Origin of the sequence: Kitasatospora sp. MY 5-36 (assembly GCF_001182915.1) — a bacterium.
In the GTDB taxonomy this organism is placed as follows: Bacteria; Actinomycetota; Actinomycetes; order Streptomycetales; family Streptomycetaceae; genus Kitasatospora.
In genome coordinates this window covers 1-10,523 of record NZ_LFVW01000409.1, presented here as the reverse complement: position 1 = coordinate 10,523, position 10,523 = coordinate 1, and the positions used below count along the sequence as shown (strand labels likewise).

Sequence of the window (10,523 nt, the reverse complement as noted above, 5' to 3'; positions counted from 1 at the left end):
CCTCGGCGGCGGCGGCCTCGACCGCGCCCGCCTCAGGCTCGGGCACCCGCCGGAACGCCATGGTCGGGTTGTGCCCGCCCTGAGCGGGGCCCGCGGCAGCGGACTCGGCCGCCCCCGGCCCGGCGGGCTGCTCCCCCTGCGGCCCGGTGGGCCCAACCTCGCGCTCGGTGCTCACGGACGACCTCCATAGCTGGCAGAACCAAGGACCATAGTTTTTCGCACTGTCGATTCGTTTGCCGTAAGGACCCCTCTGAAGAACTCATAAGAATCCTTAGCCGGCACCGACACCGGCACTGGCGTCAGCACCCGCAGCGGCACCGACACCGGCTCCGGCACCCGTACCGACGGCCGGGGCTCCCCTCCCCGTCGGGCGTCCGCGATGCGGACCGCCCCGCCCTCGGCCTTGGGCGTCGGCACCCGCGCCGGTTAGCCTGGCGCTCCAAACTGACACGCGGGAGCTTGGACCCACCAGGCTGAGAGTGCGCATGTCGACCGTACGCCACACGAGTGACGGACGTTCGAGGGGGCGCTGACCGCCGGAACCTGTCCGGGTAATGCCGGCGTAGGGAGTATCGGCCATGCCGCCTGCTTCGCCATCCTCTTCTTCGGGTACGAACGCCTCCGACTCCGGCGCGAACGCCCCCGCGCCGGGCGCGACCGCCCTCCTGGAACGCGCCGAGCACGTCGAAGCGCCCCTGGTCCTGGACACCGAACCGCCGCGCACGCTGCGCTTCCGGGACCACTTCGCGCTCTGGATGAACCTGGGCGTCAGCCTGATCGGCTTCTCCACCGCCGCCACCGTGCTCGGCGCCCCCGGCAGCGAGCTGTCGCTGGCCGCCGCGGTGACCGCGATCACGATCGGTACGGCGGTCGGCACCGCGATGCTCGCCGTGGCCGCGCTGATCGGCGCCCGCACCGGCGCCCCCGCGATGGCGAACCTGCGCGGGCTGTTCGGCATCCGGTTGTCGTACCTGCCGACGGTGCTGAACATCGTGCAGTGCATCGGCTGGGGCGTCTTCGAGCTGCTGACCATCTCGGCGGGCGCGCAGACCGTCGCGCACACCACCGGCTACCGCTGGCTGTTCGTCCTGCTCGCGGGCGCGCTGACCACCGCGCTGACCATCTGGCCGCTGGGCTCGATCGCGGTGCTGCGCCGCTTCGTGGCCGGGGCGGTCGCGGTGGCGATGGTGTACTTCACCGTCCAGTTGGGCCGCCAGGGCGTGCCGGACCCGGGCGCGGGCAACTGGCACGGCTTCCTCGGCGCCACCGACGCGATGATCGCGGTGTCGGTCTCCTTCGTCCCGCTGGCCGCCGACTACACCCGGCACTCGCGCACCCCGCGCTCGGCGTTCTGGGGCAGCTTCTCCGGCTACACGGTCGCCCAGGTCTGGTGCTACGTGCTCGGCCTGATGGCGCTGCTGCAGTCGGACGGCGACCCGAACCGGATCTTCGACTCCTTCCTCGGGGTCTGGGCCGGCTGGCTGTTCCTGCTGGTGCTGGTGCTGCGCGAGACCGACCAGTCCTTCGCCAACGTGTACTCGACCGCGATGTCGGTGCAGAACCTGCTGCCGAAGGTGGACCGCCGGGTGCTCTCCGGCGCGATCGGCGTGCTGATCACCGTGCTGGCGCTGCAGATCGACGAGTTCACCGACACCTACTACGGCTTCCTCGGCCTGATCGGCTCGGTGTTCGTACCGCTGCTGGCGGTGCTCGTGGTGGACTACTTCCTCGGCGCCGGCCGGCGCGGCTGGAACCTCTCCGCCGACGCGCCGTCCCGCTGGCTGATGCTGCTGCCGTGGGCCCTGGGCTTCGCGGTCTACCAGTTCATCGCGCCGACCAAGGTCGCGGGCTGGTGGACGGACTTCTGGACCTCCGCCCAGGAGGCGCTGCACTTCACCCCGCAGGAGTGGACCTCGGCCTCGCTGTTCGCCTTCCTGGTGCCGGCCCTGGCCACCTGGGCGCTCACCCCGCTCGGCCGCCGCGCCGTCCGGGGCTGACGGAGCGGAGGGAGCGGGGCCCGAGCGGGCCCCGCAGGTGCGCAGACGGCCCCACAGGTTGGGGCCGTCTTTGTCCGCGCTTCACCTCCGCCGCCTATCGTTGGGCCTGTGACCAGCCCAGACCTGTCCTCGGCGGCGGCGCGCACCGTGCCGCCCGTCCAGGTGATCGCCCACCGCGGTTCCTCCCACGCCCTGCCCGAGCACACCCTCGCGGCCTACCGGCGCGCGCTCGACGAGGGCGCGGACGCGCTGGAGTGCGACGTCCGGGTCACCGCCGACGGCGCGCTGGTCTGCGTGCACGACCGCCGGATCGGCCGGGTCTCCAACGGCCGGGGCACCGTTTCGGCCATGACCCTCGCCGAGCTGGAGGCGTACGACTTCGGCGCCTGGAAGACCGGCCGCCCCAGCACCGACCCGGAGCTGCGCGGCGTGCTGCGGCTGGAGCGGCTGCTGGAGCTGGTGGTGGAGTGCGGCCGCCCGGTGGACCTGGCGATCGAGACCAAGCACCCGGTGCGCTTCCGCGGCCGGGTGGAGGCCGAGCTGCTGCGGACCCTGGAGCGGTTCAAGATCGGCGCGACCCGGGAGGGCGACCGCCCGTCGGCCCGGATCATGAGCTTCTCCTCGGTCGCGCTGAACCGGGTGGCCGCCGCCGCGCCGCGGTACCGGCGGGTCTTCCTGTTCGAGCGGACCCTGCCGCTGCTCGGCCGGCTGCGCGAGGGCTCGCCGCTGCCGGGCGGGGCGCGGATCGCCGGCCCGGGCATCGAGCTGGTGCGGGCCCGCCCGCAGCTGGTGACCCGGCTGCGCGAGCTCGGCCACGAGGTGCACGTGTGGACGGTGGACGAGCCGGCCGACGTCGAGCTCTGCCTGGAGCTCGGGGTGTCCGCGATCATCACCAACCGGCCCGCGGAGGTACTGGCGCAGCTCGGCCGGTGATCCACCGGTGGTCCGTCGGCGCACCGAAGGCCGTACTCTTCCGAACCCCTCCGATCCGATCACTCTGGTCGGCAGTCAAACCTTCCTCGCGCGAAATTGCCGGAATTCTTGCATCCGGGCGACGGAGGGTGAGCGCGGAATGACCTGATGTCGACCGTCGGTCGCCGCACTCGAAATGGGCTCGCGGGATCGTCCGGTGCTCGTTTCCGACGCATTACCAAGGGGCATCTCTCCCTCGGCATACGCTGAAGGAGGTCCGGGGGTGGCGTTGATGGTGGCGCGTGAAGTGCCGACTTCATCGACCATGGCAGTGCCGCACGGCCCAGCGAGTGTCGGGGTCGCACGGCGCCGACTGCGTCGAGATCTGGGTGACCGGCAGGTACCCGAACCGGTCATCGATGATGCTGTTCTGATCCTTTCCGAGCTGTTGAGCAACGCCTGTCGGTACGCCCGTCCGCTCGGCCCGCTGCCGGTCCTGGGCCGCAGCGCCCGGGCCGAGGTGCTCGGGCAGGTGCTGGTCGGCGTCCCCTCCGGAGCGAACGCCGCGCAGGGCGCCCGGGAGCCCGCCGAGGGTCCGGCCGAGCCGGCCGGCGGGGTGCTGGTCCGCTGGCAGATGCACGCCGACGGGGTGCTCACCCTGGAGGTCACGGACGGCGGGGCGGCCACCCGGCCGCTGCCCGCGAGTCCCTCGCTGACCTCGCGCGGCGGCCGCGGCCTGAGCATCGTCGACCAGCTGGCCAGCGACTGGGGCGTGCGCGACGCCCCCGGCGAGGTCACGGTCTGGGCGGCGCTGCCCGCCCGGGCCCGGCACGCCCGGCGCACCGGGGGCGATGCCCGTAGCGCGTGAGCCGGGCTCGGGGAATGTGTCGTTAGGCTTCCCGGGACACAGGACCACCGTTCCCGGGAGAGCCGCAGCATGGGCAAGAAGGCCGCCAAGAAGGCGCCGCAGCGCCAGTCCACCACCGCCGTCACGGGCGAGATCCCCGTGGTCGGGGCCCGCGAGGACTGCCCCTGCGGCTCGGGCCGCCGGTACAAGGCCTGTCACGGCCGGGAGGCCTCGCACGCGGTGCAGGAGCTGGTGCACCGCCCGTTCGAGGGCCTGCCGGGCGAGGCCGACTGGGTGGCGCTGCGCGAGCTGGTGCCCGCCGCCACGGTTCCGCTGACGCTGGCCGCCGGCGTGGCCGACGGCGCGACCGGTGACGTCCCGTCGGTGACCCTGGCCACCGTGCTGCCGCTGGCCTGGCCGGCCCTGCGCCGCCAGGACGGCTCGATCCTGCTCGGCCTGCAGACCCAGTCCGCCTCCGGCGACCTCAGCCGCGACCTCGCGGACGCCCTGGAGCTGGCCCTGGCCACCGAGCCGGGCAGCCCGGTGCCGGCCCGCCGGACCGTCCCGGGCGGGCGCCGCCTGCAGGACCTGCTGGACACCACCGCCGCGTTCACGCCCGCCGTGCACACCGGCTTCGAGTTCTGGCTGGAGGACGCCGAGGCCGCCACCGGCGAGGTCGCCGCCTCCCTGGAGCGCGCCAACGCCTCGGCCATCCCGACCGAGAAGCTCGCGAGCGTGGACTCCGCGTACTGGTGCGGCACCCCGGACAAGAACCACCTGCGCTGGGTGATGACCGTGCCCGAGGAGAAGCTGCTGGACGCGCTGGCCCGGCTGAACACGGCCGGCGAGGCCTCGCTCGGCCCGGACACCCGCCTGGTCGGCTCCTTCCGCGCGCACGGCCTGACCGTCCCGGTGTGGGACCTCCCGCTCGCGATGACCGCCGCCGACTGCGAGAAGCCGGCCGCCGAGTTCGCCGAGCGGCTCGCCGCGGTGCTCGCCGACGCGGCCCCGCTGACCGCCGAGGAGCGGCGCACCCGCGCGAACCTGGTGAACCGTCAGGTCACCTTGAACTAAAGGGCGCAGGATCCGCGTGATACGCGTCACATTGTCGCGGTGAACGCGCAATTTCCGGGCGTGGAGGGCGTCTTGGAAATTGGCGCGGGCGCGGATCCTTGTTACTGTCTAAAGAGTCCGGCCGCTGGTGCATCCCCCGTCGCCAGCGGCCGGATCTTTTCTTTTTCCGGAGTGCCCCGCTCGGAGCCCCCGGACGGGCCCGGGCCGAGACCCGGGAGAAGCCCGGATCCGGGCCCGGCGGACGGTGTCGACAGCCCGTCCCGCTCCGGTGGGCCTCAGTAGGCCGAACGCCCGCTGTCCAGCCGGACCGTCGCCTCCACCAACTCCCCCAGCAGCGGCCCGACCTGCGGCAGCCAGACCCCGCCGCCGACGCCCGGTCGCGGCGCGAGCACCCAGCGCACCCTCCCCCAGCCTCCGGCCGAGGGGACCCCGACGGCCGCGCCGCCGGGCGGCAGCGGCAGGAAGCCGCCCGCCCCGTGGTAGCGCAACGAGCCCGGCACCCAAGGGAGTTGGGCGAGCATCTCGCCGAGCACGTCCAGCGAGTACGGGGCCACCAGCAGCGCGTAGCGGCCCGGCATCGCCAGCACCGGGCCGAGCGGCAGCCGCAGCGCGCCCAGGTAGACCAGCGCCCGGGCGCCGGCCGCCGCGGGCAGGCTGACCGCCGAGACCGTGGAGCCGGTGGCGGCCAGCACCGGCGCGTCCGGGCTCTGCCGCTCCCACCACCAGCGCACCATCCGGGCGTCCGTGGTGGCGGCCAGCAGCGAGGGGTCGTGCGGGTGCGCGCCGGGGACGGTGCAGTCCAGGTCGCCGCAGGAGCAGCGGCCGTCGCGCAGCACGGCGCCCGGCACCACGGGCCAACGGTGGTCGACGGCGGCCGTCAGGGCCGCGGCCAGCCGGGCGGAACGATCCTCCGACCGGTCTTTCGGGTTCTCACGCATGGCGCTCGTTCCTTTCCCTGACCACTCGGTTCGCTCCGCTCCGCCGGCGTCCGTCGGGATCCTCCGCGCGGACCCGCCGCGGCACGGACCCGGGCGGCGCGGCGCGGGGTGGGCGGCAGGGCGGACGGCGCGGCACGACGTGGAGCAGGTGTGGAGTACGACGTGAAAGGGCCGCGCAGGGCACAGCCCTTGGAACGAGAATCCCGTACGCGACCGGATGGACGCCGCCCGGGCGCGCTTGGTTCCACCGTACGAGTGAGAGAGTTCCGGCCGACCCGGCTCACGGGCGGCACGGACATACGATCCGGACGGCCGCCCGGGCCGTCCTCCCGGTTCTGCCCGCTCGCGGCCCGCTCCATGCCTCCGGGCCGAGTGGCGCGCGCACCGACCCCGCGCGCCCCCCGACCGGGTCGCGATCGATGTGGAACGGGCCACCGCGTCGTCCTGGATCTGGACATGCCCCGAATGGCCTGTGTAGAAGTGGTGGCATTGCTGTCGATCAATGACGAGTAGTAGCGAATCGAGGCGAAACACGCCCTTTGGCCGTGCTCGCTCCACATTGGCCGTACCTGGGGGTTTCGCATGGCACGTAGCACCGCGTCAGGAGTGACGGCATGAACGAGTCCCACCCGTCGACGGCCCTCCCGACGACGACCGCCGAGCCTGGCGAACCCGGCTGCGCGGGCGGGCTCACCGTCCTCGACCTGCCGGACCTCCCCGGCCCCGTCAACGCCCCGGACGGCACGGCGGACGCCCGCACGGCGCCCTCCGCCGCGCTGCAGGACCGTTTGGCCGGACGCCTGTCCGATATCACCAGCCTGCACGAGCACACCGAACGGCTCGCCCGCGCCCGCGGCCTGGCCGCCACCCTGGACACCGTCCTCGCCTCCGGCGCCGCCCTGCTCGGCGCCCGGCGCGGCATGCTGGTCACCCGGCGGCCCGGCGGCGGACCCGGACAGCCGGTCGGCCACGGCCTCGACCGCGCCAGCCTCGGCGCCCTGGAGACCGTCCCGACCGAGCAGAGCCTGCTGGCCCGGCTGCTGCGCGAACGGGACCGGCCCGCCCAGCTGCACTCCCACGACCTCGCCGAGGACCCGGCCACCGGCGCCCGGCTGCGCGAACTCGCCGTCCACCTCGGCCTCGGCGGCGCCTACGGCCTGCCGCTCGCCACCGAGGAGGACGGCCCGCTCGCCGCCGCCCTCTGGTTCTACGACGAGCCCGCCGAACCGACCGACTGCCAGCGCGAACTGGCCCGCCACTACTGCGAGATCGCCGCCCCGCTGCTCGCCAAGCAGCTGGAGGCGGACCGGATCTCGCGCACCACCGAGGCGCTGCGCCGCGGCCTGCTGCCGGACCGGCTCCCCCGGGCCGCCGGGCTGCGGCTGGCCGCCCGGCTCGTCCCCGCCGGGCTGGAGCGCTCCACCGGCAGCGACTGGTACGACGCGATCCCGCTGCCCGACGGCACCATCGGCCTCACCGTCGGCTCCGTCTCCGGCGACGGCCCCGGCGCGGGCCCCGGCTCCGCCCCCGGCGCGGCCGCCGCGATGGGCCGGGTCCGGGCCGCGCTGCGGGCGTACGCGGTGCTGGAGGGCGAGGACCCGGTCTCCGTCCTGGGGGACCTGGAGCTGCTGCTCAAGACCACCGAGCCGACCCGCACCGCCACCGCCGTCTACGCCTGGATCGAGCCCGAGGAGCGCCGGATCACCCTGGCCGGCGCCGGGCACTGCCCGCCCGTCCTGGTCGGCCGGCACGGCGCCGAGTTCGTGGAGACCTCGCTCTCCGCCCCGCTCGGCATGCTGGCCTGCTGGGAGGCCCCCGGGGTGGAGTTCGTCGCCGAGCGCGGCGACACCCTGCTGCTCTACACCGAGGGCCTGGCCCGCCGCTGCGGCCCGACCCTGCACACCGGGCAGGCCAACCTGCGCCGGGCCGCCGCCGACGCCCCGCGCGACGTGCGGATCGACCCGGACCGGCTCTGCGCCCACCTGCTGGCCGTCTGCCCGGACCCGGACGCCGGGGGCACGGCCACCGACGACCTGATGCTGCTGGCGGCCCGCTTCGAGTGACGGTTCGGGCCCGGAACGAACGGGCGGCCGGGCGTCCGTACCATGGACGGACGCACGGCCGCCCGCGCGTGTCGCGATCCGACACCTCCCCCAGGGGCGGCGGTACCCCCCCCCAAGGAGGCGTTGCACGTGACCGAGGACCGTACCCCCGCGGTGGCCGAGAACCCCGAGGCCGAGGGCGGCGAGGAGCCTGAGCAGCACAAGGGCCGCAAGAACGGTCTCTACGGCGACATCTCCGACGAGCTGGCCGCCTCGATGAAGTCCGGCTGGGCCGACACCGAGCTGCACGGCCTCGCCCCCGTCGCCCAGGCCCCGTACGCGGCCGAGCGCCGCGCCGCGCTGTCCGCCGCCTACCCCGGCGAGCGCCTGGTCGTCCCGGCCGGCAACCTGCGGGTCCGCTCCAACGACACCGACTACGCGTTCCGCGCCGCCAGCGAGTACGTCCACCTCACCGGCGACCAGACCGAGGACGCGGTGCTGGTCGGCGAGCCGACCGGCGCGACCGGCCACGACTTCGTGCTCTACCTGCTGCCCCGCTCGAACCGCGAGAACGGCGAGTTCTGGCTGGACGGCTACGGCGAGCTGTGGGTCGGCCGCCGGCACAGCCTGGCCGAGCAGGAGCAGCTGCTCGGGCTGCCCGCCCGCGACGTGCGCAAGGCCGCCGAGGAGCTGGCCGCGAAGGCCGCCGACTCCGCCGTGCCGACCCGCATCGTCCGCGGCTACGACGCCGGCCTGGAGGCCGCGCTCGCCGATGCCCTGGACGCCGACAAGGACGCCGGGCTCAAGGAGTTCCTGAGCGGCCTGCGGCTGGTCAAGGACGCGTGGGAGATCGGCGAGCTGCGCGCCGCCTGCGACGCCACCGTCAAGGGCTTCACCGACGTGGTCCGCGAGCTGGACCAGGCCGTCGCCACCTCGGAGCGCTGGATCGAGGGCACCTTCTGGCGCCGCGCCCGGGTCGAGGGCAACGACGTCGGCTACGGCACCATCGCCGCGGCCGGCCCGCACGCCACCACCCTGCACTGGGTGCGCAACGACGGCGACGTGCGCCCGGGCGAGCTGCTGCTGCTGGACGCGGGCGTGGAGACCAGCACCCTCTACACCGCGGACGTCACCCGCAGCCTGCCGATCAACGGCAGCTTCACCGAGGTCCAGCGCCGGATCTACGACGCGGTGTACGACGCCCAGGAGGCCGGCATCGCCGCGGTGAAGCCCGGCGCCCGGTTCCGCGACTTCCACGAGGCCTCGCAGCGCGTGCTCGCCGAGCGGCTGCTCGCCTGGGGCCTGCTGGACGCCTCGGTGTACGACGTCGAGAAGGTCCTGGAGCTGGGCCTCCAGCGCCGCTGGACCCTGCACGGCACCGGCCACATGCTCGGCCTGGACGTCCACGACTGCGCCCACTCGCGCCGCGAGGAGCACGTCGACGCGCTGCTGGTCCCCGGCATGGTGCTGACCGTCGAGCCCGGCCTGTACTTCCAGCAGGACGACCTGACCGTGCCGGAGGAGTACCGCGGCATCGGCGTCCGGATCGAGGACGACATCCTGGTCACCGCCGACGGCAACGAGAACCTCTCGGCCGGCCTGCCCCGCAGCGCCGAGGACGTCGAGGCCTGGATGGCCTCGCTCGCCTGAGCCTGCGCACGACGGCCGTGACGCGGCCACGGTGAAGGGCCCGGCCTCCCGAGCAGTGGGAGGCCGGGCCCTTCGGCTCCGGTGCGGGCGTCCGCTACCGGCGGCCCTGGGGGTCGAAGACGGGCCGGCGGGCGGCCTGGTGACCGTTCGCCTGGGCGCCCACCTGGACCTCCACGTCGTACTGCGGGGCCTTCTTCATCGTGATCCGGAAGGAGTACTCGGCCGAGTCGCCCCTCCGGTTGACCTCCAGCCCGGTCGGGGCGACCGCGGTCAGACCGTCGCAGGCCTCGCGCAGCTCGACCGGCTTCCACGCGCCGCCGGCCATGACCTCCAGCGTGACGTCGTCCGGGGTCAGCCACGAGGCGCTCGACACGGCCACCACGGGGTGCAGGTCCGCGGTGCCCTGCGGCGCGTCGACCACGAAGCCGAAGTCGGCGGGAGTCGTCCCGACCTTGGGGCTCGACGTGGTCACGCCGCTCACCACCGGGCTCTTGTGGTCGACGACCGTGGCGTTCAGCTCGGCCTTCGCGATGCCCTGGTAGTCCGTGGAGTTCGGCACGGGGGCGTCCGCCTCGATCGTGATCCGCCCCGGCCGGTTGGCCGTGGACAGCCGCATCCGGTACTCGATGGTCCGGCTCTCACCGGCGGCCAGCGTGAAGGCCCCGTCCTTCCGGTTGATCACGTAGTCCATCCCGGTGCCCTGGCTGAGCTCCAGCTTCTTCCAGCCCGAGGCGACCTTGCGCTCCAGGGTGCCGTCCGCCGTCGCGATGATCCGGCTGCAGGGCGCGCCTTCGTACTGCTGGGTGGCCACCACCGGGGCGACGCTGCGGGTGCCGGTGGCGTCGTTGTTCTTCCAGGTCACGGAGAAGGACACCAGGCCGTTGAGCTCGATCTGCCCGCCCTCGTTCAGGCCGCCGAAGGTGATGCCGATCCCGCTTCCGCCGGACTCGGCGGGGCCGGCCTTCGGCGCGGCGGGCTTGACGGCGGGCTTGGCCGGCGCCTTCGCGACGGGCCTGGCCTCGGCCTTGGCGGCCCCGGCCGCGGGCGCCGCGGCGGCCGGGGC

Annotated in this window: 8 protein-coding genes and 1 riboswitch; of the genes, 6 read left to right on the top strand and 2 right to left on the bottom strand. The window is 74.2% G+C overall.

The window, feature by feature from the left end:
* Window positions 1-441 precede the first annotated feature (441 nt).
* A riboswitch (TPP riboswitch) is annotated at window positions 442-586 on the top strand.
* The 4 genes from AE652_RS24625 (at window position 579) to AE652_RS24610 (ending at window position 4,830) form a co-directional block, all read left to right on the top strand.
* Entirely contained in the window at window positions 579-1,997 is a 1,419-nt protein-coding gene (locus AE652_RS24625) for a cytosine permease (protein WP_082345939.1), read from the top strand. It overlaps the preceding riboswitch by 8 nt.
* A 108-nt stretch (window positions 1,998-2,105) precedes the next feature.
* Entirely contained in the window at window positions 2,106-2,930 is an 825-nt protein-coding gene (locus AE652_RS24620; protein ID WP_079271982.1) for a glycerophosphodiester phosphodiesterase family protein, read from the top strand.
* 427 nt (window positions 2,931-3,357) lie between these two features.
* Window positions 3,358-3,777 (top strand): ATP-binding protein, encoded by a 420-nt coding sequence (locus AE652_RS24615; protein WP_369808325.1) that lies wholly within the window; start codon window positions 3,358-3,360, stop codon window positions 3,775-3,777.
* A gap of 69 nt (window positions 3,778-3,846) precedes the next feature.
* On the top strand, window positions 3,847-4,830 hold the full coding sequence (locus tag AE652_RS24610) for a DUF5926 family protein (RefSeq protein WP_049655150.1): 984 nt from the start codon (window positions 3,847-3,849) through the stop codon (window positions 4,828-4,830).
* A 275-nt stretch (window positions 4,831-5,105) separates the two neighbouring features.
* Here AE652_RS24610 and AE652_RS24605 read toward each other — a convergent pair whose 3' ends face one another.
* The gene (locus AE652_RS24605) at window positions 5,106-5,768 is read right to left on the bottom strand and encodes a bifunctional DNA primase/polymerase (protein WP_049655147.1); all 663 of its coding nucleotides are present in this window, start codon (window positions 5,766-5,768) and stop codon (window positions 5,106-5,108) included.
* A 614-nt stretch (window positions 5,769-6,382) separates the two neighbouring features.
* Here AE652_RS24605 and AE652_RS24600 point away from each other — a divergent pair.
* Together AE652_RS24600 and AE652_RS24595 are read left to right on the top strand one after the other, a co-directional pair.
* Window positions 6,383-7,831, top strand: coding sequence for a PP2C family protein-serine/threonine phosphatase (locus AE652_RS24600; protein WP_082345938.1), 1,449 nt, complete (start codon window positions 6,383-6,385; stop codon window positions 7,829-7,831).
* Window positions 7,832-7,960: 129 nt separating this feature from the next.
* Window positions 7,961-9,460, top strand: coding sequence for an aminopeptidase P family protein (locus AE652_RS24595; RefSeq protein WP_049655144.1), 1,500 nt, complete (start codon window positions 7,961-7,963; stop codon window positions 9,458-9,460).
* A gap of 94 nt (window positions 9,461-9,554) precedes the next feature.
* Here the strand turns inward: AE652_RS24595 and AE652_RS24590 are convergent.
* Window positions 9,555-10,523 (bottom strand): hypothetical protein (locus AE652_RS24590; RefSeq protein WP_049655142.1); only part of this gene is annotated, 969 nt, incomplete at its 5' end.